This window comes from Paraburkholderia sp. OAS925 (assembly GCF_040543975.1).
Lineage (GTDB): Bacteria > Pseudomonadota > Gammaproteobacteria > Burkholderiales > Burkholderiaceae > Paraburkholderia > Paraburkholderia graminis.
The window spans coordinates 1,837,241-1,859,109 of the sequence record NZ_JBEUNO010000001.1 but is presented as its reverse complement, the minus strand read 5'-3'; the positions used below and the strand labels follow the sequence as shown (position 1 = coordinate 1,859,109).

General features: G+C 61.8%; 22 protein-coding genes and 1 tRNA gene. 15 read left to right on the top strand and 8 right to left on the bottom strand.

Annotated elements, in window-relative coordinates; translation table 11 throughout:
• Nucleotides 1-24: 24 nt before the first annotated feature.
• Nucleotides 25-1,494: a PIN-like domain-containing protein gene (locus tag ABIE53_RS08185; protein WP_192700564.1), complete on the bottom strand. Its 1,470-nt coding sequence runs from the start codon at nucleotides 1,492-1,494 to the stop codon at nucleotides 25-27.
• Between the two features lie 148 nt (nucleotides 1,495-1,642).
• A tRNA-Ser gene (locus tag ABIE53_RS08180) sits at nucleotides 1,643-1,733 on the bottom strand.
• A gap of 110 nt (nucleotides 1,734-1,843) precedes the next feature.
• Between ABIE53_RS08180 and ABIE53_RS08175 the strand changes: the two genes are divergently transcribed.
• Genes ABIE53_RS08175 through ABIE53_RS08165 form a run of 3 tightly spaced genes read left to right on the top strand, consistent with a single transcriptional unit; the run spans nucleotide 1,844 to nucleotide 3,183 of the window.
• A complete protein-coding gene (locus ABIE53_RS08175) occupies nucleotides 1,844-1,984 on the top strand; it encodes a hypothetical protein (protein ID WP_161966567.1) in 141 nt (46 codons plus the stop codon).
• Nucleotides 1,985-2,034: 50 nt separating this feature from the next.
• The gene (locus ABIE53_RS08170; protein ID WP_107710871.1) at nucleotides 2,035-2,847 is read left to right on the top strand and encodes a hypothetical protein; all 813 of its coding nucleotides are present in this window, start codon (nucleotides 2,035-2,037) and stop codon (nucleotides 2,845-2,847) included.
• 12 nt (nucleotides 2,848-2,859) lie between these two features.
• Nucleotides 2,860-3,183, top strand: a complete 324-nt coding sequence (locus ABIE53_RS08165) for a hypothetical protein (protein ID WP_376914960.1) — start codon at nucleotides 2,860-2,862, stop codon at nucleotides 3,181-3,183.
• 100 nt (nucleotides 3,184-3,283) lie between these two features.
• On the opposite strand, the gene ABIE53_RS08160 is transcribed toward ABIE53_RS08165, so the two are convergent.
• The 3 genes from ABIE53_RS08160 to acs all read right to left on the bottom strand — a co-directional run bounded on the left by ABIE53_RS08160 (nucleotide 3,284) and on the right by acs (nucleotide 7,925).
• The gene (locus ABIE53_RS08160; protein WP_006051181.1) at nucleotides 3,284-5,302 is read right to left on the bottom strand and encodes a sodium:solute symporter family protein; all 2,019 of its coding nucleotides are present in this window, start codon (nucleotides 5,300-5,302) and stop codon (nucleotides 3,284-3,286) included.
• Between the two features lie 4 nt (nucleotides 5,303-5,306).
• Nucleotides 5,307-5,765, bottom strand: a complete 459-nt coding sequence (locus tag ABIE53_RS08155) for a DUF4212 domain-containing protein (RefSeq protein WP_107710882.1) — start codon at nucleotides 5,763-5,765, stop codon at nucleotides 5,307-5,309.
• A gap of 177 nt (nucleotides 5,766-5,942) precedes the next feature.
• The gene (acs, locus tag ABIE53_RS08150; RefSeq protein WP_053858991.1) at nucleotides 5,943-7,925 is read right to left on the bottom strand and encodes an acetate--CoA ligase; all 1,983 of its coding nucleotides are present in this window, start codon (nucleotides 7,923-7,925) and stop codon (nucleotides 5,943-5,945) included.
• Nucleotides 7,926-8,629: 704 nt separating this feature from the next.
• On the opposite strand from acs, the gene ABIE53_RS08145 reads away from it, so the two are divergent.
• The 8 genes from ABIE53_RS08145 (at nucleotide 8,630) to ABIE53_RS08110 (ending at nucleotide 15,183) form a co-directional block, all read left to right on the top strand.
• Nucleotides 8,630-9,196: a TIGR00645 family protein gene (locus tag ABIE53_RS08145; RefSeq protein WP_006051184.1), complete on the top strand. Its 567-nt coding sequence runs from the start codon at nucleotides 8,630-8,632 to the stop codon at nucleotides 9,194-9,196.
• Between the two features lie 51 nt (nucleotides 9,197-9,247).
• On the top strand, nucleotides 9,248-10,771 hold the full coding sequence (locus tag ABIE53_RS08140) for a fumarate hydratase (RefSeq protein WP_006051185.1): 1,524 nt from the start codon (nucleotides 9,248-9,250) through the stop codon (nucleotides 10,769-10,771).
• Between the two features lie 179 nt (nucleotides 10,772-10,950).
• Entirely contained in the window at nucleotides 10,951-11,430 is a 480-nt protein-coding gene (bfr, locus tag ABIE53_RS08135) for a bacterioferritin (protein WP_006051186.1), read from the top strand.
• A gap of 142 nt (nucleotides 11,431-11,572) precedes the next feature.
• Complete coding sequence (murI, locus tag ABIE53_RS08130) at nucleotides 11,573-12,460, top strand: glutamate racemase (protein ID WP_107710873.1); 888 nt, start codon at nucleotides 11,573-11,575, stop codon at nucleotides 12,458-12,460.
• 238 nt (nucleotides 12,461-12,698) lie between these two features.
• On the top strand, nucleotides 12,699-12,932 hold the full coding sequence (locus tag ABIE53_RS08125) for a (2Fe-2S)-binding protein (protein WP_029972066.1): 234 nt from the start codon (nucleotides 12,699-12,701) through the stop codon (nucleotides 12,930-12,932).
• A 314-nt stretch (nucleotides 12,933-13,246) separates the two neighbouring features.
• Nucleotides 13,247-13,981: an energy transducer TonB gene (locus ABIE53_RS08120; protein ID WP_107710874.1), complete on the top strand. Its 735-nt coding sequence runs from the start codon at nucleotides 13,247-13,249 to the stop codon at nucleotides 13,979-13,981.
• 27 nt (nucleotides 13,982-14,008) lie between these two features.
• Nucleotides 14,009-14,737, top strand: coding sequence for a MotA/TolQ/ExbB proton channel family protein (locus ABIE53_RS08115; RefSeq protein WP_006051190.1), 729 nt, complete (start codon nucleotides 14,009-14,011; stop codon nucleotides 14,735-14,737).
• A gap of 26 nt (nucleotides 14,738-14,763) precedes the next feature.
• Entirely contained in the window at nucleotides 14,764-15,183 is a 420-nt protein-coding gene (locus tag ABIE53_RS08110) for an ExbD/TolR family protein (RefSeq protein ID WP_006051191.1), read from the top strand.
• Between the two features lie 393 nt (nucleotides 15,184-15,576).
• Here ABIE53_RS08110 and ABIE53_RS08105 read toward each other — a convergent pair whose 3' ends face one another.
• A complete protein-coding gene (locus ABIE53_RS08105; RefSeq protein ID WP_053857838.1) occupies nucleotides 15,577-16,563 on the bottom strand; it encodes a LysR family transcriptional regulator in 987 nt (328 codons plus the stop codon).
• 121 nt (nucleotides 16,564-16,684) lie between these two features.
• Here ABIE53_RS08105 and ABIE53_RS08100 point away from each other — a divergent pair, with 121 nt between their 5' ends.
• The 4 genes from ABIE53_RS08100 to hemP all read left to right on the top strand — a co-directional run bounded on the left by ABIE53_RS08100 (nucleotide 16,685) and on the right by hemP (nucleotide 19,259).
• Nucleotides 16,685-17,563, top strand: a complete 879-nt coding sequence (locus tag ABIE53_RS08100; RefSeq protein WP_107710883.1) for a pirin family protein — start codon at nucleotides 16,685-16,687, stop codon at nucleotides 17,561-17,563.
• Between the two features lie 213 nt (nucleotides 17,564-17,776).
• Nucleotides 17,777-18,175, top strand: a complete 399-nt coding sequence (locus ABIE53_RS08095; RefSeq protein ID WP_029972119.1) for an OsmC family protein — start codon at nucleotides 17,777-17,779, stop codon at nucleotides 18,173-18,175.
• An 86-nt stretch (nucleotides 18,176-18,261) separates the two neighbouring features.
• Nucleotides 18,262-18,744 carry an SRPBCC family protein gene (locus ABIE53_RS08090; protein WP_006053096.1) on the top strand — a complete coding sequence of 161 codons (483 nt, stop codon included), beginning with the start codon at nucleotides 18,262-18,264 and terminating at the stop codon, nucleotides 18,742-18,744.
• Between the two features lie 251 nt (nucleotides 18,745-18,995).
• Nucleotides 18,996-19,259: a hemin uptake protein HemP gene (hemP, locus tag ABIE53_RS08085; protein ID WP_006053097.1), complete on the top strand. Its 264-nt coding sequence runs from the start codon at nucleotides 18,996-18,998 to the stop codon at nucleotides 19,257-19,259.
• Between the two features lie 296 nt (nucleotides 19,260-19,555).
• Here hemP and ABIE53_RS08080 read toward each other — a convergent pair whose 3' ends face one another.
• On the bottom strand, nucleotides 19,556-20,962 hold the full coding sequence (locus tag ABIE53_RS08080) for a 4Fe-4S binding protein (RefSeq protein WP_107710875.1): 1,407 nt from the start codon (nucleotides 20,960-20,962) through the stop codon (nucleotides 19,556-19,558).
• Complete coding sequence (locus tag ABIE53_RS08075; protein WP_029972116.1) at nucleotides 20,959-21,804, bottom strand: FTR1 family iron permease; 846 nt, start codon at nucleotides 21,802-21,804, stop codon at nucleotides 20,959-20,961. The genes ABIE53_RS08080 and ABIE53_RS08075 overlap by 4 nt, the downstream gene beginning before the upstream one ends.
• Nucleotides 21,805-21,869 lie beyond the last annotated feature (65 nt).

Sequence of the window (21,869 nt, the reverse complement as noted above, 5' to 3'; positions counted from 1 at the left end):
GCCGAGATGCATGGTCTGCCGCAGTTATGTCCCGGCACCCTCACTTATCTTGAACGAATCATCGAATTGCAAAAAGACGCACTTTATCGCGGGGGAAATTGACGCATATTCGACTGCTTTTTTGCGCAGAGCGGAACTAAGTCCGTCGGTAAACGGCATCGACACGAATGCTATCGTGAAGGTGGCATAGGACTTAGATGTAACCTCCATCGTGCAGTCCAGAAAGAGACCGAGGAGATTTGTTTCCATCCCTCGCATGTCGTCGTATACGCAATGAATACCACGTGCCTTGGCTTCGTCGCGGAGTATAAATTCCGGGAATCGACCGAAACGCGTATCGACGGTTTCGTCTGGAAGGCGCTGATCTTGGACCCAAGCCAGCACGGCTTGGCGCACGACGCTCGGTACGTCCTGTCCCGTCGTGGAATACATGCTGCGCCGGTTTTTCCGCGACTTGGCGAATCGTGAAACGTAAGAGTGACTCACTCCGGAATTCATCAGGCGCAATACGCTCAACAGTTCGATCGGTTCGTCGGCACCAGAGGATGCCTCCGACACTTGCGCGACATCTTGTGCAGCTACTTCTCTGACCTCTGTTACGGAAGATTCGTCGATTTCTGCATTCAAAAATCGACGTGCGTGGACAAGAAACTGGTCCACGGCATACATCCAAAACGCCTCTACTCCCGCCTCTCGCCGTATTTCCTGTATGAGTTGTGGCTGCGGTCCGAGAGTTTTACCGGATTCTCTTAGCCACCAATCCTCTTTCTTGTCGTTGGTAACAAAAATAACCTTTCTCAAGCTACTGTTTTTAGCATGAGCAATCACCTGACGCCACACGATCAAGTCGCCATATTCTGATGGATACTTGATACCATCATGAAAAAATTTGGCGTCGGCGGGATTTCGGCCTTTCGCAGCATCCTTGAAACCGGGTGGAATTTTTCTCTCATATCGAGCCTCCCCATCGGAAACGAACGCATTTACAGCGGCCTGATTTTCTGGAGGTGGCCCCACGTTGTCGCCCAGAATCGTCTCCAATCGCTCGCGAACCTCGTCGTCGTGGCTGATTGCCAACTGCCGCGATTTTCCCGCGCTCACGGCGCTCCTAATCTCCTGGATGGCACCCTTCAGTGACTCACGCAGAGGCGCAGTGTCAATGCCCAATCCACGGCGGTCCAATTCCAGTTTCTCCACTGCCTGGACGAGCTTCGACTCGGCCGCATCCAGTTGCTCCACAGTCTCCTCGAACTTCGCGTTCTCACCGGCGATAACCGACACTCGGTTTCGCTGAAACTCCAAAGCAACGTTGAAAGGTATCCACAAGCGGTCGGCAATGCTCTCCAAGACTTTGAAAAGGTCATCACGAGCTTGTTGCGGGTAGCGGTACAAACTTAGCAGAACGTTGGCGTCCAGTACGAAAACGGCCTCACGCCAAAGACCAACAAGATCGTCAGAGGTGGGTTGATAGAATCCCGCAAATGCCTTGCGCATACCGCTCCACTCCGATGTTTCACTAGAACAATGCCGCAGCCTGGCCAAAAGTCAGTGACGAGCCGCCGCGCTCAATGTGGGTAAAAACGTGGGTAGATCTGCCTCGAAAACAAAAAAGCCCACGAAATCATGGGCTTAGTTGGCTTCCTGGCGGAGAGAGGGGGATTCGAACCCCCGATAGGCTATTAACCTATACACGCTTTCCAGGCGTGCGACTTAAACCGCTCATCCATCTCTCCGCGGGGAGCCGAATTATAGCAAACTTCGGGCCGTCCGCCAGACCCTTTGCGAGAATCGCGTTTGACCAGCGCATAGGCCGACGGCGCATCGCATCCTGCACCGAGCCGGCGTGAAAAAAATGATCGTCAAATACGCGCACCGCAATATCGGCGGCAGCGCCGTTCTCATCGACGAGCAAAATAAAACTACCGGGGAACCGTTCGCGAACCGCACGCTGGACCAAATAACGGCAAACATCCCAAAAACATGAGCGCCGGGCAATCTGCTAGCGTTACGTCATCACGAGCGACGAGGCTGACGATGGGTGGAACTGAACTAAAGACAGATTCGTTTCAACGCTGGCTGATGTACAGCAAGGATGCCTACGCGAGCGGGCGCATCTTTCTTTCCACCGAGCAGAAAGAGGCAGTTGAAGAAGGCAAGAAGTTCTCCCAACGCGCATATGCCGATATATGGGCAAAGGACGCCGCGCTCGTTGGGCGGGTCCGCGCTTTTCTCGGGACGAATTTCCATTGGCACCAGCGGCTGGCAAAGAATGGCGCTGACCTCGAGGTCATAGAAACATTGCAGTCCATGATTCGCGGCGAGAGTGTTGTTCTGATTGCCGAGCAATCGCGCACAGGCGGCGCGGGCGGCAATCCGTCACCGAAGCCCCAAGGGCTTCCCGACTTCCGCAGCTCGTTAATGAACGATTGCGGAATGTCCTACGATGCGGCGACGGCTTACATTGACCGCTATAACGACATGGTGGACCGGATAAATGCGGGTGCAGCCCGCAATGCGAATGCGGCCCCTTCGTCACTGGCCGACGCCAGGAGCAATCTCACGGACACTGCTACGCCGCTAAGTGATGCACAGCCGTTCGAGTACGAAGCAGACACAACGACCGGCGATTCCTTCGAGATAGCGAAAACGCCGAACCTGGGTGATGCTGGTTGGTACACGAATCCCGGTTCAGGGCAAATGCGTCTATTCGGCGATGACCGAAAGCCGATAGTCGATCTGGACTTTGATCACATTCATAACGGGCTGCAGCCTCATGCCCATAACTGGGGACCTGGGGGACGCGATTCGGGCAATGATGTCGTTCCCTTCAGCCCCTGGAACCCCTAACGAGAAGCCACGATGCAACAATACCCCTCATTTCACGATTGGTTTCTCGTCGGAGTCGCAGTCGAAGCCGACACGAAAACCGTTGTGGTCGTCTTGCGCAGTGACGACAAATCCAATCAAGCGCAGCTGGTATTCGCGGGCGCGTCGCGCTGTCTGGCGAATGGCTTTGCCGCACAGAACATCGTCTATCAATTGAAGATTCTCGAGGACTTCGATTCCGCCGAATACAAATCGGCAGTCACTGCGCTGGAGGAGGCGCACCCGTGGGGGCAGCCACTGGCCGCGAAAAAAAATTGCCTCGTTTTCGAGTTCGGTCGGCGCGGAAGTACTGGTTGAATATCTCACCCTGACGGTGACTCAAGAACCGCTTCCCGCCACGTGAACGATACCGCGCGCAGTTCCACTTCGGGCCGTCCCCGCTGCCGCAACGCCCCCCCTACGGATGCCGAATATAATCCACCAACGCCCTCGTATAAGCATCCGGCTTCCGATCAAAAAGACTCACACCCACCGCCACCAGAAAACCCGCCGGTACGCCGAACACGCCCGAGCTGATCGGCTCGATGCCGAACCAGCGCGGTCCCGCGAAGCCCGTCATCTGCGCGAAGAACGGATACGTCGACACGATGTAGTAGATGCACACGAGCAGCCCCGCCAGCATGCCGGCCACGGCGCCGAGGCGCGTCGTGCGCTTCCAGAACACGCCGAGCACGAGCACCGGAAACAGGCTCGATGCCGCGAGCGAAAACGCCGCGCCGACCAGAAAGAGAATGTTGCCGGTATTCAACGACGCCACATACGACGCAAACAGCGCCACGCCCAACAGCAGGATCTTCGAAATCGTCACACGCCGCTGACTCGACGCGCCCGGGTCGACCATGTGGTAATACACGTCGTGCGATAAAGCATTGGCGATCGTGAGCAGCAAACCGTCGGCTGTCGAGAGCGCCGCGGCCAGCGCGCCCGCAGCAATCAGCCCGGACATCACATACGGCAAGCCCGCGATCTCCGGCGCGGCCAGCACCACCATGTCGGGCTGCATCTGAATTTCGCTCCATCGCACGATGCCGTCGCCGTTGGTGTCGGCGAGACTGATCAGCGTCGGCTCGACCTTGCGCCATTGCGTGAGCCATTGCGGCAAATCGGCGAAGTGATGACCGACGAGATTCGTCAACATCTCATACTTGATCAGCACCGCGAGCACCGGCACGGTCACGTAGAAAAGCGCCACAAAAAACAGCGTCCAGCCGACCGAGCGACGCGCCGACGCCACCGACGTCGTCGTGTTATAGCGCGTCAGAATATGCGGCAGACTTGCCGTGCCGAGCGACAGACACAGCAGCAGTGAAAGAAAATTGCGCTCGTGCATGCGCCGGTCTTCGTCGCTTGCTGTGGGAAACGGCTCGTGCATCGGCAGCGGCGCGGCCGCGCGCATCAGCATGTCATCACGCTGCTGAGTCCACACGACCTGCGCGGCGGCGGCATCGCGTGGAAACTGCTCGAGCGCTTTTTCGCGCTCCTTGATTTCGCGCAGCGGACCATTGCGCCGCCGCAAATCGGCCACCTGCTGCGTGAGCCGCAGTTTCTCCTCGACGAACGAATGCGGCAGCATGTCGAGCCGCTGCTGCATCAATGCGGCACGGCGTCGATAGTCGTCGCGCACGGTCTGCTCGAGCGGCTCGTCGCGCACCTGCTTCTCGAGACTCTCCATGCGCTCCATCAACCGGCCGTAACTCAATTGAGGCACCCAGCCGAGTCCGTCCTTGTGCGCGATCATCGAAACAGGAATCAGGATCGCGGCGATCAGAATGATGTACTGCGCAACCTGCGTCCACGTCACCGCGCGCATGCCGCCGAGAAACGAGCACACGAGAATGCCCGCGAGTCCGCAGAAAATCCCGACGGCGAAGTCGACGCCGATGAAGCGCGTCGCAATCAGACCGACGCCCTGGATCTGCGCGACGAGATAGACGAACGAACACAGAATCGCGGACAACGCCGCGAGCCCGCGCACCGCATTGCTCGAAAAACGCGTGCCGAGGAAATCGGGAATCGTATAGCGCGCGAGCTTGCGCACGTACGGCGCGAGCAGAAACGCGACGAGGCAATAGCCGCCGGTCCAGCCCATCAGGTAAGCGAGGCCGTCGTAGCCCGTCGCGTAGATCGAGCCGGCGAGCCCGATGAACGACGCCGCCGACAGCCAGTCGGCCGCGGTCGCCATGCCGTTGAACGCCGACGGCACGCGCCGCCCGGCAACGTAGTATTCGACGAGATCGGACGTGCGCGACAGCAAGCCGATCACCGCATACACGGCAATCGGCACGAACAGAAACACGTAGCCGATCCACATGCCCGGACCGGTTGTGCGCTCGATGCGCCACATCACATAGATGAACAGCAGGAAGCCGAGCGTATAGAACGCGTATGCGCGGATCAGCCGGTTCGTGAGCTTCATCGGCTTAGAGTCCGCGCGTGCCGGAATCGGCGGCAATGCGGTTCGCAGCGGCGTCCGTTGTGTGATTTATAGCCTGATTTACAGCGCTATTCTCGACGTCGTTCGCATCGGCAACAGCAGCGGCAGCAGCATCGGCATCCGCAAGAAACGCGCGCTGCAACCGGCGATCCGCGCGCTGCATCGACAGGATATAGACGACGATCAACGCCAGGTAGATCAGGATCGCGCCTTGTGCGCCGAAGTAAAACGGCAAGCTGAAGCCGGCGATCCGCACATGCGCGAGCATCGGCGCGGCGAGCGGCAACAGGAACGACACCGCGAAGCCAACGCTCATCAACGCGGCGATCAACGTGACGTTAAAGCGCCAATACTTTTGATGCGCGCGCGCCAACGCCTCCGACACCGCAGGCGGTTCGGGCGGGGGATTGTGCGTGGCATGAGAGGTGGAGTGCGGCGCGGCCATGCGCCTATGTATCAAAAAGGCACCGCGCAGGCAATCGGGATTGTCCGCGCGATGCCGGATCGCGGATCGCCGATCGCGGAACGCGGCATCGGGCGAGAGGCGCATCGATCGACACGCCTCCGCCCTTCATAGGCGCCGGAATGATCCCAGCGTGATCCCAGCGCGAGCAGAGCAGCCTTACAGCGACTCGCCGAGCTGATCGAGAATCGCCGGGTTCTCCAACGTGGACACGTCCTGCGTGATCGCCTCGCCCTTCGCAAGCGAGCGCAACAGACGGCGCATGATCTTGCCCGAACGCGTCTTCGGCAGGTTCTCGCCGAAGCGGATGTCCTTCGGCTTCGCGATCGGACCGATTTCCTTGCCGACCCAGTTGCGCAGTTCATTGGCGAGCTTCACCGCCTCTTCGCCTTCCGGGCGCGCGCGCTTCAGCACGACGAACGCGCACACCGCTTCGCCCGTCGTTGCATCGGGACGTCCCACGACCGCCGCTTCAGCGACGATCGGATTCGACACCAGCGCCGATTCGATCTCCATCGTGCCGAGACGGTGACCGGACACGTTGAGCACGTCGTCGATGCGGCCCATGATCGTGAAGTAGCCGGTCTCCTTGTCGCGCACCGCCCCGTCGCCGGCGAGATACAGCCTGCCGCCGAGTTCCTCGGGGAAATAGCTCTTCTTGTAGCGGTCCGGATCGCCCCACACATTGCGCAACATCGAAGGCCACGGCCGCTTCACGACGAGAATGCCGCCCTGCCCGTTCGGCACGTCCTGACCCGTTTCGTCGACGACCGCCGCCATGATGCCCGGCAACGGCAGCGTGCATGAACCGGGTACGAGCGGCGTGGCGCCTGGCAGCGGCGTGATCATGTGACCGCCGGTTTCGGTCTGCCACCACGTATCGACAATCGGGCAACGGCCGCCGCCGACGTTCTCGTGATACCACACCCACGCTTCCGGATTGATCGGCTCGCCAACGGTGCCGATGATGCGCAGCGTGGACAGGTCGTAGCTTTTCGGATGCACTTTCTGGTCCGCTTCGGCGGCCTTGATCAGCGAGCGGATCGCGGTCGGCGCCGTATAAAAAAGCGTCACCTTGTGCTTCGCGATCATGTCCCAGAAGCGGCCGGCATTCGGATAAGTCGGCACGCCTTCGAACACGACCTGCGTGCCGCCGAGCGTCAGCGGACCATACGTGATGTAGCTATGGCCCGTGATCCAGCCGATGTCCGCGGTACACCAGAACACGTCGTTGGCCTTCCAGTCGAAGGTCCACTTCATGGTTTGCGCGGCCCACAGCAGATAGCCGCCGGTGCTGTGCTGCACGCCCTTCGGCTTGCCCGTCGAACCGGACGTGTAGAGGATGAAAAGCGGATGTTCCGCGCCCACCCACTCGGGCGCGCATTGATCGGACTCGGCTTGCATGAGTTCATGCATCCACAGATCGCGGGCTTCGTCCCATGCGATCTTGCCGCCCGTGCGCTTGTAGACGATCACGCTCTTCACCGCGTCGCAACCGCCCATTGCAAGCGCTTCGTCGGCGATATTTTTCAGCGGCAGCGCCTTGCCGCCGCGCATCTGTTCGTCCGATGTCACGAGCGCGACCGCGCCCACGTCGACGAGACGTTCGTTGAGCGACTTCGACGAGAAGCCGCCGAACACCACCGAGTGCGTCGCGCCGATACGCGCGCAAGCCTGCATCGCGACAATGCCTTCGATCGACATCGGCATATAGATGACCACGCGGTCGCCCTTCTTCACGCCGCGCTTTTTCAGCGCGTTCGCAAAGCGCGATACACGTTGCAGCAGATCCTGATAGGTGACGTTGGTGACGGTGCCGTCGTCGGCTTCGAACACGATCGCGACGCGCTCGCCGTTGCCCGCTTCCACATGACGGTCGATGCTGTTGTACGACGCGTTGAGCTGACCGTCTTCGAACCACGTGTAGAACGGCGCGTTCGATTCGTCGAGCACCTTCGTAAAGGGCTTGTTCCAGCTTAGCGTCTCGCGAGCAAGACGCCCCCAGAAGCCCTCGTAATCCCGCTCCGCCTCGGCGGTCAGCGCATGGTAAGCGTCCATGCCGGAGATCGTGGCGCCGGCCGCTGCTTGCGCGGATGGCGGGAAAACACGGCGTTCCTGAAGAACCGATTCAATCGCAGACATCGACAACCCCTTGGTGAAGATGAAAACCTGTGCCGGCGCACGTTCGTGCGCCATGTCATGTAGACGCCGCAATCGAAGCACGATTGCGGCGCGCTGTCTCCCGCCCTCGCGCGAGCGACCCGCGATGGATCGCCGCGCCGCGGCCGGCCCGCCTCTCCTTCACTCGTACGGCAATGCAGCACGAATGGAGGCGAGGCCGCGTCCGCTCTCATGTTGAACCATAAGCGGTGCAACTTACCAGCCACTTACGCGAGCCGCATCGGCGTGCCCGCAAAAACCCTTATGCGATTCGTACGACGCTTTGCACAAAAAGCGCATGCTGTTGACGCTTGTTCGCGCAACGAGGCGCTTACGGGGGGCCCACTTAACCTCGCGGTCAAGCGGCTAACACAATGCTAACTGAACTAGCCGCCCGCATTCCAGTTCGAATCGCGCGTCTCAGGATGACGCGCCGCCGCCCTGCCCGCCGCACCGCAGCAAGTCCGGCCGACGCTGTACAATAGCGCGCGCTGATACGAGCGCCGCGGCTCACATCTTGTTGTGCGCCCGCGCCGCGCCGTCCGCGCCTCGCTTTGCGTGCCGACCCGCGCGCGTGACCCGCACGCTGGCCCGGCGCATTTGGTTCACGTTCCGTCACCTGCGTTAGATCCGACTCTTGCCTATGTCCGCTTCGCGACCCGACTCCGCGCGTTTCACGCCGCCCCATGCGCCCGCTGCCCGCCGTCATCTTCATGAGCCGCTGGCTGCAGGTGCCGCTCTATCTCGGCTTGATCGTCGCCCAGGGCGTGTATGTGGTGCTGTTTCTGAAGGAAGTCTGGCATCTGGTCACAGCGTCGATGACTCTCGACGAAACCAACATCATGCTCGTGGTGCTGGGTCTCATCGACGTGGTCATGATCTCGAACCTGCTTATCATGGTGATCATCGGCGGATATGAGACCTTTGTGTCGCGGCTCGGTGTCGAAGGTCATCCTGACGAACCGGAATGGCTCGATCACGTGAACGCGGGCGTGCTGAAGGTGAAGCTCTCGATGGCGCTCATCAGCATCTCGTCGATCCATCTGCTTAAGACGTTCATCAGCCCGGACCAGAACACGACGCACGCGATCATGTGGCAGGTGATCATCCACGTCGCGTTCCTGATTTCCGCGCTCGTGATGGCGTTTGTCGACCGCCTCACCACGCACACGCATCCCACTCATTTTCAGGAACCCGCGGATTTGCAGCCGCTGGGTTCCGCCGGTTCCTCTCCCCTGAAAGCGCACGACTGACCGCATAGCCTGCGAACAGAAAGAAGCGCACTGTCCCCACCGAGCTTAGCCATGACCGTCATCAAACAGGAAGATCTGATCCAGAGCATTGCTGATTCGCTTCAGTACATCAGCTACTACCATCCGCTCGACTACATCCAGGCGCTCGGCCGCGCATACGAACTCGAACAGAGCCCGGCCGCGAAAGACGCCATCGCGCAGATCCTCACCAACAGCCGCATGTGCGCCGAAGGCAAGCGCCCGATCTGCCAGGACACCGGCATCGTCACGGTGTTCGTGAAGGTGGGCATGGACGTGCGTTGGGACGGCGCGACGATGAGCGTCACGGACATGATCAACGAAGGCGTGCGCCGCGGTTATCTGAATCCCGACAACGTGCTGCGCGCGTCGATCGTGAGCCCGCCCGAAGGCGCGCGCAAGAACACGAAAGACAACACGCCGGCGGTGATTCACTACGAGATCGTGCCGGGCGACAAGGTCGACGTGCAGGTTGCGGCCAAGGGCGGCGGCTCGGAGAACAAATCGAAGTTCGCCATGCTCAATCCGTCGGATTCGATCGTCGACTGGATTCTGAAGACCGTGCCGACCATGGGCGCAGGCTGGTGTCCGCCGGGCATGCTTGGCATCGGCATCGGCGGCACGGCTGAGAAAGCCATGCTGATGGCAAAAGAATCGCTGATGGACCCGATCGACATTCAGGACGTGATCGCACGCGGCCCGCAAGACTGGATCGAGGAACTGCGCGTCGAACTGCATGAGAAGGTCAACGCGCTCGGCATCGGCGCACAAGGTCTCGGCGGTCTCGCCACCGTGCTCGACGTGAAGATCATGGCCGCGCCGACGCACGCCGCGTCCAAGCCGATCGCGATCATTCCGAACTGCGCGGCCACGCGTCACGCTCACTTCACGCTGGACGGCTCGGGCGTCGCGAAGCTCGAAGCGCCGTCGCTCGACGCATGGCCGAAGGTGCAGTGGGAGCCGAACACGGAAACCAGCAAGCGCGTCGATCTGAACACGCTGACGCCAGAAGAAGTCGCCGCATGGAAGCCGGGCCAGACGCTGCTGCTGTCGGGCAAGATGCTGACGGGCCGCGACGCCGCGCATAAGCGCATCGCCGATATGCTGGCGAAGGGCGAAAAGCTGCCGGTCGACTTCACGAATCGCGTGATCTACTACGTCGGCCCGGTCGATCCGGTGCGCGACGAAGCAGTTGGTCCGGCAGGCCCGACCACGGCCACGCGCATGGACAAGTTCACCGAGACGATGCTCGCGCAAACCGGCCTCATTTCGATGATCGGCAAGGCCGAGCGCGGACCGGTCGCAATCGAGGCAATCAAGAAACACAAGGCCGCGTATCTGATGGCCGTGGGCGGCGCCGCTTATCTCGTGTCGAAGGCGATCCGCAGCGCGAAGGTGCTGGCATTCGAAGACCTCGGCATGGAAGCGATCTACGAGTTCGATGTGCAGGACATGCCGGTCACGGTCGCGGTCGATTCGAACGGCACTTCGGTGCACCAGACCGGCCCGAAGGAATGGCAGGCAAAGATCGGCAAGATTCCGGTCGCAACGGTCTGATTGGCCGCCTGACGCGTCAAGCGTACTGAGAAGCCGGGGCCGCGGTCCCGGCTTTTTTCATGGGCGGCATGCGTCACATGCAAAGCCGGGAACCGCGTCAAGATGTTCTGTTCTCTTGGCTTTTTCAGGCATGGCGTTTATTGTTGTTGAAAAATTGAAGTCCCCACCAAGGAAAGATCATGCAAGGCGACAAGAAAGTTATCGAGTATCTCAACGCCCAGTTGAAGAATGAATTGACCGCGATCAACCAGTACTTCCTGCACGCGCGGATGTACAAGCATTGGGGTCTCGAGAAACTCGGCAAGCATGAATACGACGAGTCGATCGGCGAAATGAAACACGCCGACTGGCTGATCGAACGGATTTTCATGCTTGACGGTCTGCCGAATCTGCAAGACCTGCACAAGCTTCTGATCGGCGAGGAAACCAAAGAGATTCTCGAATGCGACCTGAAGCTCGAGCAGATTTCGCAGAGCACCTGCAAGGAAGCTATTGCGTATTGCGAATCAGTTCGCGATTTCATCTCGCGTGAAATCTTCGTGAAGATTCTCGACGACACGGAAGAGCACATCGACTGGCTCGAAACGCAACTCGACCTGATCGACAAGGTCGGCATTCAGAATTACCAGCAAACCGCGATGGGCTCGGTGGAGTCCTAAGCGGATCGCATCGCAAGGCCACGCACCGGCGCATGAGCTTCTGACTATTCATTCGGGATAGCATGCGCCGCGCTGGCGATATACTTGGCCGCTTCCCTTTCCCCGCTTTGCCTGACCGTCGCGCCGCGCGTCCCGATCGCCCATGCCAGCAGAATCGCCGTCTTCGAATGCATCAATCGCTCGGTCGAGCGTCGCTTCGCGCGCGCCCGTCGGCATTTTCGACTCGGGTCTCGGCGGCTTGTCGGTGTTGCGGGCGGTTCGGGCTCAATTGCCCGACGAGGCGCTGCTGTACGTCGCCGATTCGTTGTACGCGCCCTACGGCGAGCGCGACGACGACTTCATCGCGGACCGGACACTCGCCATCGGCGAGTGGCTCGCGAGGCAAGGCGCGAAGGCGCTGATCGTGGCCTGCAACACGGCGACCGCGCAATCCATCGCGCTGGTTCGCGAAAAGCTGAGCATCCCGCTTGTCGGCGTCGAGCCGGGCATCAAGCCCGCCGCGCTGCAATCGAAAACGCGCGTGGCGGGCGTGCTCGCCACCCAGGTCACGTTGCGCAGCGCCCGTTTTCAGGCGCTGCTCGAGCGCTACGCGGCCGATTGCCGCTTCATCTGTCAGCCCGGTCACGGGCTCGTGCAGGCCGTCGAGCGCTGCGACGTCGGTTCGGCGGAGTTGCGCGCGCTGCTCGCAAGCTATCTTCAGCCGATGCTCGCCGCCGGCGCCGATACCCTCGTGCTCGGCTGCACACACTATCCGTTTCTCGATGCGGCGATCCGCGACATCGTCGGCGACCGGATGGCGTTGATCGACACGAGCGTGGCGATTGCCCGCCAACTCGAGCGCGTGCTCGAACAGCACGGCGTGCGCGCAACGCCCGAAACGGCAGGCGCCCCGCCGCCGCGCTTTTATTCCACCGACAACGGCACGCATCTGCGGCAGCTTGTCGCGACGCTGCTGAACATGGACGCGCAGGTCGAGCGCGTGCTGATTCCGTCGCGCCGTACCGCTGCGCTCTCGTCGCAGCCGGCCTAGCGCCCTTTCGGCGCGGTTTCCGACGCCGTTTCTGACGCCACTTCCGACGCCACCGCGCGCGTTTTTATGCGGTTTAAGCACCCTCCGCTGCGCCGCGCGCCGCCAGCCCGCGCCGTCGCGTCATAGTCGAAACCCTTCTAAGAGTCTGGTTTTGTTACAAAAAACCACCTGAGACGCTTGCCAAACCGGCCAAACAAAATGATAATAATTCGCATTAACGTTAGCTATGACGCCCGCCATGATTGTCTGTGTCTGCAAGTCTGTTTCTGACCGAAAGATCCGTGCCTCGATCGCGGAAGGCGTTGACTCGTTCGACGAGCTGCAATTTGAGCTCGGCGTCGCCACCTGCTGCGGCAAATGCGCGGACTCGGTGCGCGACGTGATGATGCAAAGCGGCGTGTGCTCGAGCCGCTGCGGCTTCGAGCATCAGCAGGCCATGCCGGTGACGTTTTACGAACGCAAGGCGGCTTAAGGCAAGTTCACGACACGCGGCGCGAGGCGCACAAAAGCACCTGCGCCGTCTTGTTGCCGCACTGCCCCCGCCGCTTCGCGTTGAGATGCGTTTTTGATGCTCATCTTTCGGCGCTTTCGAGCGCTTTTTATTTAGTCCACTGCCGTCAGCAAGCCAGTATTCCTGCCAGCCAGCGACCCGCTCACCCGTCAAAGGAGCCCGAGATGGAATTGCTGATTGGTTTCGTGACCACATTGTGTATTTCGCTGCTGATCTTCCGAACATGACGAAGTATTGTCAGGCGTGCTGCATCGACAGCGCGCCGCCACGCTAACATGCAGGCTTCGCATACCGTTTCAGCCGGCGCCGCACCGGCTTGGTCCAACCGAATGAATCCCCGCGTCCTGACCGCGACCGCCTTGGTCGCGGCGGTTCACGTCGCGTTGCTCGCCGTGATCCTGACACTGCGTCACGACCCGGTGCAGCCCGCGCTCGAGTCGCGCGTGATGACCGCGCAATTGCTGCCGCCCGCGCCGGTTGCCGCGCCGGCCGCGGTGCAGTCGGTCGCGCCGCCGCCGCCCACGCCCACGCCGCCGGTCCACAGCAAGCCGAAGGTGCAGCCCAAGCCGACGCCGAAGCCTACTCCCGCGCCGCTGCGCGAGGCGCCTGCGCCGTCGCCCGTGACGGTCGCGCCACCGGAGCCGGCCGCGCCTGCCGCTCCCGCCGCGCCGCCGACGCCTGCCGCACCGGCCGCGCCCGCGATCGGTCGTCAGACGATGGAAATCTCTGCGCCGAAGAACGTCTCGCACCTCGACTGCAACATCGCGAAGCCCGACTACCCGGCGCTGTCGCGGCGCCGCGGCGAAACCGGCACCGCCTATGTGAAGTTCGTGGTCGGCCTGACGGGCAAGCTCGAGAACATCGAATTGAAGAAGAGCAGCGGCTTCAGCCGTCTCGACGACGCCGCGCTCGCCGCCGCGCATGCGAGCGCGTGCAAGCCCTATCTCGAGGACGGCCAGCCCATTCGGGCCGCCTACACCCAGCCTTACAACTTCAATCTCGAAGATTGAAGCGGATTTCAAAATAAAGGAATTGCAATGCAAAACTACGGATTGGCGCACGTCTGGGCGCAAGGGGATTTCGTCACGCGCGGCATCGCGCTCGCGCTGCTGGTGATGTCGGTGATGTCGTGGAGCGTGATCGTCATCAAGGGATGGAACGTGATGCGGCTGAACCGCCTCACGAAGAACGCGGAGCAGGCGTTCTGGCATTCGGACGATCTCGCCGACGGCGTGAAGAAGCTCGGCGCCGGCGCGTCGACGCCGCAAGACAATCCGTTCCTCGCGCTCGCGCTGTCGGGCCAGGAAGCCGCCGATCATCACCATCAGACACAGCCGCATCTGCATGACCGGATGGATGTGTCGGACTGGGTCACGCGTTGCCTGAAGGACACCATGGACGAAAGCGTCGCGCGCATGCAAAGCGGTCTCGCGATTCTCGCGTCGATCGGCAGCACGGCGCCGTTCGTCGGCCTGTTCGGCACCGTGTGGGGCATCTATCACGCGCTGCTCGCCATCGGCGCGAGCGGCCAGTCGTCGATTGACCAGGTGGCCGGGCCGGTCGGCGAAGCGCTCATCATGACCGCGTTCGGTCTCTTCGTTGCGATTCCGGCCGTGCTCGGCTATAACGCTCTCACGCGTGCCAACAAGGCGATCGTGGCGAAGCTGAGCCGCTTCGCGCATGGCCTGCACGCATTCTTCGTGACGGGCGCGCGCCTGTCGTCGACCAAGCGCGACGGCCTGCGTCTCGCCGCTCGCGCCAATTAAAGTGCACTGAACGACGAGGCACACCGATGGCAATGAGCCCCTTCGCCGGCGACGATGACGACGGCCTGATGAACGAAATCAACATGACGCCGCTCGTCGACGTCATGTTGGTTCTCCTGATCGTTTTCATGGTGACGATTCCCGTGATCCGTCACGCGGTGAAAATCGATCTGCCGCATGCAAGCAGTCAGAAAGAAGACACGAAGCCCGCGCAAGTCACCGTCGCGGTCGACGCGGACGGCAATGTTCTGTGGAACGACAAGAAGGTCGACGAAGCGCAGTTGAGCGCGAAAATTGCAGAGGCCGCGCAGGCGAATCCGCAGCCGGAACTGCATCTCGACGCGGATCGTAAAGTGCCTTACGAAAAGGTCGCGCAGGTGATGTCGGCCGCGCAGGCAGGCGGCCTGACGAAGATCGGTTTCGTTACGCAGCCCAAGGGCAAGTGAGCGCTTTGAAACGCTGGCCGATCGCGGCCGGCATCGTCGGAAAATGAAGAAAAGCCCTTGAAACAGGGGCTAAAAAGTAAAAGGCCTTCATCGTCGGATGAAGGCCTTTTTTTGTGCGCGCTCGGCGCCTTCGGGCGGCGGGATCATTTGCCTTCGGTCGAAGACTGCTGGCTCGGATCACCGCATGCGACAGCCGTGCTCGACACGGACAGCGCGGTCAGCCCTATCAGGCTCGCTATGATAGCGGCCATGAGTTTTCGCATAAGAGACTCCTTAGCGAAGGGATTTCAATATAGCGCCGTGAGCTCGCGCATTCAAGCAAACGCTGATTGAAAGTACTCATGACAGGCCACGCTTCAATGCTAAAAACGATGCCGCACAGCGCGCGATCTGCTAGGGCGACACCGCCGCCGCAGTTCGCGAGACGGGCCGCTCGGCCGGCGCCGGGCATTCGGGCAAGATGTGCTTGCCGTCATCGGGATCGAGCATCTCGACCAGATAATCGACGAAAGCGCGCACGGCCGGCACCATCCCCTGCCGCGACACGAATACGGCGTACAACTGCGGCGCCGGAAAGGTCCAGCCCGGCATGACCGGCGACAATTGCCCGGTGCGCAACGGGGCGCCGTACATCATCTCCGGCAACGCGGCGATGCCGACGCCGCACAGCACGGCTTCGCGAATCGTCGACAGATCGGCGGTCACGAGACGCGGCTCGTGTTCGTGCACGTGACGGCTGCCGTCGGGCGCGATCAGGTGGTAGACGTGGCGGCCGTCGGTCGTCGGCACATCGAGCGTTTCGAAGCGCGCCAGATCGTTCGGCTGCAACGGCGGCGCGTTCTGCTGCAGCAAGCTCGGCGCGCCCACCAGCATCTGCTGCGTACGCCACAGCGGACGCACGACGATATTGGCGTTTTCCGGCGGATCGGAGCGCACGCGCAATGCGACGTCGATCGAATCTTCGAACAGATCGACGACGCGGTTCGTTACGCGCATGACGACCCGCACTTCGGGATACCGATGCATGAATTCCGGCAGGATCGTCGACAGAATGGTCTGCGAGACCGTGACGGGCACGCTCACGCGAACGGTGCCGCGCGGCGACGAGCGTAATTGCTGCACGACGTTCACGGCCGCCTGCGCTTCGCTCAGCATCGCCTGGCAATGCTGGTAGAAAAGCTGGCCGGCTTCGGTGAGCGCGAGCTTACGTGTCGAGCGCTGCAGGAGCCGCACGCCAAGCGACGCTTCGAGCTCGGTCAGGCGGCGCGACAGGCGCGATTTGGAGATGCCCAGCACGCGCTCGGCGGCGGAAAAGCCGCCATGTTCGACGACCTGCGAGAAATACATCAGGTCGTTCAGGTTGTGTGAATCGATCTTCATCTATCGTTCCAGTAATAGAACAATCCATTGCGTGGCGGCGGCTGGCGCCCCGAAAAACGGTCCCTATAATAGCCCTATGTTTCAAAAACAACGCTATTCCCGAATTTTCGAGGTGACATTGATGAGCACGACACGCACGATCGAACGCACGTTTCCCGCCGTTCGCACGACTGAAGGTGGCGGCTTCGTCGTTCACCGCCCTTTTCCCACCCGCATGCTGATGGACTTCGATCCGTTCCTGCTGCTCGACGAAATGGGACCGATCGACTACGCGCCCGGCGAAGCCAAGGGCGCGCCGGACCATCCGCACCGCGGCTTCGAAACCGTGACGTATGTGCTCGAAGGCCAGTTCGGCCACAAGGATTCCGCAGGCCACTCGGGCACGCTGCAGGCCGGCGACGTCCAGTGGATGACCGCCGGCGCGGGCGTCGTGCATAGCGAAATGCCTGACCCGTCGTTCGTGCGTACCGGCGGACGCGTGCATGGCCTGCAACTGTGGGTGAATCTGCCGCGACGCGACAAGATGATCGCGCCGCGTTACCAGGACGTGCCGTCGGCGAAGATTCCGGTGGCGACTTCCGCGGACGGCAAGGTTCGCGTGAAGGTGATTGCGGGCGAGGCGCTCGGCGTGAAAGCCGCCGTCGAAACGCGCACGCCGATTCTTTATCAGCACTTTTCGCTGCAGCCGGGCGCGACGATTCGTCAGCCGGTGCCGGCCGACTATCGCGTGTTCGCGTATGGCCTGTCGGGCAAGGGCTTTTACGGCGAAGACGAAGCGCGCCAGGAAATCGACGCGCGCAAGATGGTGGTGTTTAGCGACGACGGCGACGCGGTCACGCTGACAGCGGGCGCGGAACCGCTCGAGGTATTGCTGCTCGGCGGCGTGCCGTTGAAGGAGCCCGTGGTGCGTTACGGTCCGTTCGTCATGAACACGGAAGATGAAATCCGCCAGGCGGTGGTCGATTATCAGGCCGGCCGGATGGGCGCGATCACGCATTGAACGGGCCGCGCGCGGGCGGCGCCACGCCGCGCGCGTGCAACCACAGCCACTTCTACCCAGCCTCGCGCCAAAGTACGGTGTGAGGCGGCCTCATGGCGCAAATGCCGCCGACTTCGTTCACAATAGCGATTCCTGCCGCGCGCCCGTCTCTCCGACCTTTCAGGCCATAGAACCGCCGCGCGCGGCGATTTTGGTCCCTGCATAGGAGCGCGCATGGCAGAAGCCACCGTCACCGCCCATATCGGTTCGACGAATTATCAGGTCCATTTCGACGACGGCAAGCACACGTGGCTCGCCGACGAACCCGAATCGCTCGGCGGCGGCGATCGCGGCCCCACGCCGGTCTCGCTGCTGCTGTCGAGCCTCGGCGCGTGCACGTCGGTCACGCTGAAAATGTACGCGCAACGCAAAGAGTGGCCGCTCGACGAAGTGCACGTCACGCTGAACATCGAAACCGGCGACGAAGGCTCGACCATCGACCGCAAAATCACGCTGCACGGCGAACTGTCCGACGAACAGCGGGAACGGCTCTTGCAAATTGCCAATGCGTGTCCGGTTCACAAGATCCTCACGCGCTCGATCACGATCCGTTCCGGTCTGACCGTCGCGTGACTTGCGAACGGCCCGGCAAGCGCGTAGCCGGCCGTGTTGAGTTAACGCTTGCAGCGCTTGCAACGCTTTCATAGGATGCTGTCGTCTTGAATTTCGAACACCTTATCCAGATCAACGATCCGTTGAACCCGTTTGTCGACTCGATGACCCGCGAGCAGTTGTGGGAAGGGCTCGTGCTGCGCGCCGAACAGCCGCAACTGTTCGTGATCGGACTCGACAGTTGCACGATTCTTTCGCGCGAAGGCAACACGCTCGAACGCGAGCTGCACTACGGCCAGGCGACGGTCCGCGACCGCGTCACGCTGCACGAAAGCCAAAGCGTGCGCTACGACATCCTGCCGACGGCGGATTACGTCGGCGGCTCGCTGACCATGACCATCGAACAGCCGGACGAGCTGCAGCTATTCTTGCGCTTCGAATACGCGACCACGCTGCCCGTGTCCAACGACCAGGACGCCGTGCAGACGCAGGAGATCGTGAAGTCCGCGTATCGCGAGAACGACATCGACACCGTGCGGTTAATCCGTCAGTTCGTGCAGGCAAAACAGGAGCCGGGTTCGCTGCACTGACTCGCCGTAGCCAACGTGAGTCGACGGCCGGAGCCGCGCTGGCGAGTTGCAGCGGGCGGAAGCCGTACCTTCGGTTGCAACCAAAGGCGCGGCGCCTCGCACCGCCGCGACCGCGTCCAGGCCGCAACCCGCGCTGTACCACCCACCTCCCCCGACTATCGAAACGCTGACCCGATGAATTTCTGCCCCTTGTAAATAGGAATGGTTATCATTTAGAATTCATCCATTGAATCAAGCAACGGCAAAGACGAATGACCGATACCACTCGCCCTACCACGCTCAGCCTGCGCCGTTCGGCTGCCGCGCTGACCAGCCGTCCGAAATCGGCGGCGGTCACATCGACGGCTGCGGTCAGGCCCGCTGCCAGCCGAGCGAACGAATCGGCGGAAACGGGCGAGCGCGTGTTGCGCAGCGACGCTTTGCTGCAAGGACACAGTCACATCAGCATCGTGCACAACGGCGAGACGTACCAGTTGCGCGCCACGCGTCTCGGCAAGCTGATTCTGACGAAGTAACGACGAACCGGATTTCAGTACCAGGTATTGTGGGGACCACCTCCTCGAGAGGTGTTGGGCATTAGCCAGCCACGACGGCTTGCACGTGAGAACTAGACCCCTTCGTGCAGACACCAAGCCAGCCGTCGCAGCCAGCCAGGCCGCTTTTTTCGGTTCCCGCCGACGCGCGCACGAAACGCCGTGCACGGTCATGCCAATGAAAAAGCCGTGGAGATGAGGTCATCTCCACGGCTTTTGTTTTTGCGGCCGACGATTCGAGATCGAGGCGAACGGGACGGATTGCCCGAAAGACTCGTCTACTTCGACGCCCAGCCCCAGAACATCAACCACCACGCGCTATCCACCACGGCCAGTGCCGCGATGAACCACAGCATCGCAAGACCGCGCCGCACGAAGTGCTCGCTGTAACGTCGCGTGACGAGCCATGCGAGCCACGCGCTCCACACGTTCGCAATGGCAAGAATCGCGATGCGCACGTCCGATGCCCACCACAACGGCACATGCTCGGCGCGCAGCAGCGACAGCGTGGTCGCGGACAAACCCAGAAACACGCCGGCCCCGGCAAGCGGAATCAGCCCTTGCGTCAGATGATGCAGACGCACGCTGCTGAAACGTCCGAGCGTGCGCGTCGCGCCCACCATCAGAACGAGCAGCGCGGTGCCGTAGACGAGCGCCGTCGCGAGGATATAGCCGATCACCATCGTGCCGTCGAGCCACGAGAACACGTCGTTCTGTTCCGGGTAATGCGTGAACAGGAACCACGGCGCATTGGTCTGCAGCGGCCAGGTGATGTCGCGATCCACGAGCCAGGTCGCGAAGAACATCTTCAGGTCGATGAACCAGCGCGAAGCTGTCCAGTGAAATGCGCCGATCGCGATGCCGAGCAGGCCGTACAGAATCAGCGCGGTGTCCCACACGTTCGCCTGCTTGTCGCCGAGTTGCACGACTTCCGACGACGGCGCGCGCCACGTCAGCGCAATCGCGTCGCGGTGGCCACTGCAACGGCCGCACATGTGGCAGTCGGACGCGCCCTTCATGTTGCGCAACGGCACGAGCGGCGCGCAATTGATCGGAATCACGCGATGCCCGTGCTCGCCGTTCTTGTACGAACGGCGCCACGCGTCTTCATCGACCTTGTAGTGGAACGGCGCGAGGCGCGCCAGAAGCGAGAAAACCCCGTTCACGGGGCAGAGGTATTTGCACCAGACGCGCTTCTCGCGCCCGTAAAGCAGGCCGATGACGATAGCCGCGAGCGTCGAGCCGCCGAGCACCAGCAGCACCGCTTTCGGATACTGGTACACGCTCACCATCTGACCATAAATGGTCGTGATGCCGAACGCGACGAACGGCCAGCCGCCCCAGCGCATCCAGTGCGGAATCGCCCTGCCGCGGCCGTGCTTGCTGGCGAACTCCGCGAGCGCGCCTTCCGGACACAGCACGCCGCACCAGACGCGTCCGAGCATCACCATCGACAGCAGCACGAACGGCCACCAGATGCCCCAGAACACGAACTGCGCGGCAAGCGTCAGGTTGTTCCACAAATGCGCGCTGTCGTCGGGCAGCGGCATCACCGCCGGCACGACGATCAGCAGCGCATACACCGCGACCACGACCCACTGGATGCCGCGGATCACGGAACCGTGCCGCTGCATCCACTGCCCCGCCGCGGCGAGCCGCCCCGGACGGGTCATCAACGTACTCATGCTGCGCGCCCTGCGGCCTGCTGCGCCGGCTTGCGGTTCGCGCGCCGCAGCAGCAGATAGACGACCGCCCAGTACACCGCATACGCGATCAGGTTCATCAGCGCCGGATGCGCGCGATAGCCGGTGAGCGTGGCGACCAGCGAGCCGAAGGTGCTCGAATCGTCGAGAATGCCCGATGTATTCCACAACTGGTCGACGATGGTCGGCAGGACTTCCTTGTCGATGAGCTTGTCGACGCCCGTCTGAAACAGACCCGCGCCCAGGAACAGCAGCATGATTTCCGTGACGCGGAAAAAGAGCCGCCACGAGAAGACCTTGCCGCCCAACTGCAGCACGTAGAACGTGAGGAGCGCGAGCGCGAGGCCGATCAGCACCGCAAGCATCTGCGCGCCGTCCACATGACCCGACTGGCCGAAGCCGAGGCCGTACAGGAAAATCACCGTCTCGCTGCCTTCACGCGCGATGGCGAGTGCGACGAGCAGCGCCACGCCCCACCAGTTCGAGTCGCGCTGGCTTTGTTGCAGCGAGCGTTCCATGTCGCGCTTGAGCGAGCGGCCGTGCTGCTTCATCCACAGCACCATTTGCACGATCAGCACGCAGGCGACCAGCACCATCGCGGTCTGGAAGTAGTCCTGCGCGTCGCCGGACAGCACTTCGGTGAAGCCGACGAGCGCCGCGCCGAGCGCCACCGCCGCAATCAGGCCGGCCACGACGCCGCCCCACAGGTACGGCAAACCGCGGCGCGCGTCGTCGTCGCCATTTTTCAGCCACGCGTACAGAATGCCGACGACCAGCAACGCCTCGACACTTTCCCGCCACACAATGAATAGAATCTGACCCATCAAGCACTCCCTTCTGCACTGCCACTGCTGTCGCTGGCGACGGCGGGCCGGGTGCCCCGCGTCCG

What these genes read in the sequence shown, in the direction of transcription:
- ABIE53_RS08115 (WP_006051190.1), top strand. Translation starts at nt 14,009, where the DNA reads ATGCAAAACTACGGATTGGCGCACGTCTGGGCGCAAGGGGATTTCGTC.
- ABIE53_RS08105 (WP_053857838.1), bottom strand. Translation starts at nt 16,563, where the DNA reads ATGAAGATCGATTCACACAACCTGAACGACCTGATGTATTTCTCGCAG.
- ABIE53_RS08140 (WP_006051185.1), top strand. Translation starts at nt 9,248, where the DNA reads ATGACCGTCATCAAACAGGAAGATCTGATCCAGAGCATTGCTGATTCG.
- ABIE53_RS08095 (WP_029972119.1), top strand. Translation starts at nt 17,777, where the DNA reads ATGGCAGAAGCCACCGTCACCGCCCATATCGGTTCGACGAATTATCAG.
- ABIE53_RS08100 (WP_107710883.1), top strand. Translation starts at nt 16,685, where the DNA reads ATGAGCACGACACGCACGATCGAACGCACGTTTCCCGCCGTTCGCACG.
- ABIE53_RS08145 (WP_006051184.1), top strand. Translation starts at nt 8,630, where the DNA reads ATGCGCCCGCTGCCCGCCGTCATCTTCATGAGCCGCTGGCTGCAGGTG.
- ABIE53_RS08110 (WP_006051191.1), top strand. Translation starts at nt 14,764, where the DNA reads ATGGCAATGAGCCCCTTCGCCGGCGACGATGACGACGGCCTGATGAAC.
- ABIE53_RS08075 (WP_029972116.1), bottom strand. Translation starts at nt 21,804, where the DNA reads ATGGGTCAGATTCTATTCATTGTGTGGCGGGAAAGTGTCGAGGCGTTG.
- murI (WP_107710873.1), top strand. Translation starts at nt 11,573, where the DNA reads ATGCCAGCAGAATCGCCGTCTTCGAATGCATCAATCGCTCGGTCGAGC.
- hemP (WP_006053097.1), top strand. Translation starts at nt 18,996, where the DNA reads ATGACCGATACCACTCGCCCTACCACGCTCAGCCTGCGCCGTTCGGCT.
- ABIE53_RS08080 (WP_107710875.1), bottom strand. Translation starts at nt 20,962, where the DNA reads ATGAGTACGTTGATGACCCGTCCGGGGCGGCTCGCCGCGGCGGGGCAG.
- ABIE53_RS08160 (WP_006051181.1), bottom strand. Translation starts at nt 5,302, where the DNA reads ATGAAGCTCACGAACCGGCTGATCCGCGCATACGCGTTCTATACGCTC.
- ABIE53_RS08155 (WP_107710882.1), bottom strand. Translation starts at nt 5,765, where the DNA reads ATGGCCGCGCCGCACTCCACCTCTCATGCCACGCACAATCCCCCGCCC.
- acs (WP_053858991.1), bottom strand. Translation starts at nt 7,925, where the DNA reads ATGTCTGCGATTGAATCGGTTCTTCAGGAACGCCGTGTTTTCCCGCCA.
- ABIE53_RS08125 (WP_029972066.1), top strand. Translation starts at nt 12,699, where the DNA reads ATGATTGTCTGTGTCTGCAAGTCTGTTTCTGACCGAAAGATCCGTGCC.
- ABIE53_RS08185 (WP_192700564.1), bottom strand. Translation starts at nt 1,494, where the DNA reads ATGCGCAAGGCATTTGCGGGATTCTATCAACCCACCTCTGACGATCTT.
- bfr (WP_006051186.1), top strand. Translation starts at nt 10,951, where the DNA reads ATGCAAGGCGACAAGAAAGTTATCGAGTATCTCAACGCCCAGTTGAAG.
- ABIE53_RS08170 (WP_107710871.1), top strand. Translation starts at nt 2,035, where the DNA reads ATGGGTGGAACTGAACTAAAGACAGATTCGTTTCAACGCTGGCTGATG.
- ABIE53_RS08165 (WP_376914960.1), top strand. Translation starts at nt 2,860, where the DNA reads ATGCAACAATACCCCTCATTTCACGATTGGTTTCTCGTCGGAGTCGCA.
- ABIE53_RS08120 (WP_107710874.1), top strand. Translation starts at nt 13,247, where the DNA reads ATGCAGGCTTCGCATACCGTTTCAGCCGGCGCCGCACCGGCTTGGTCC.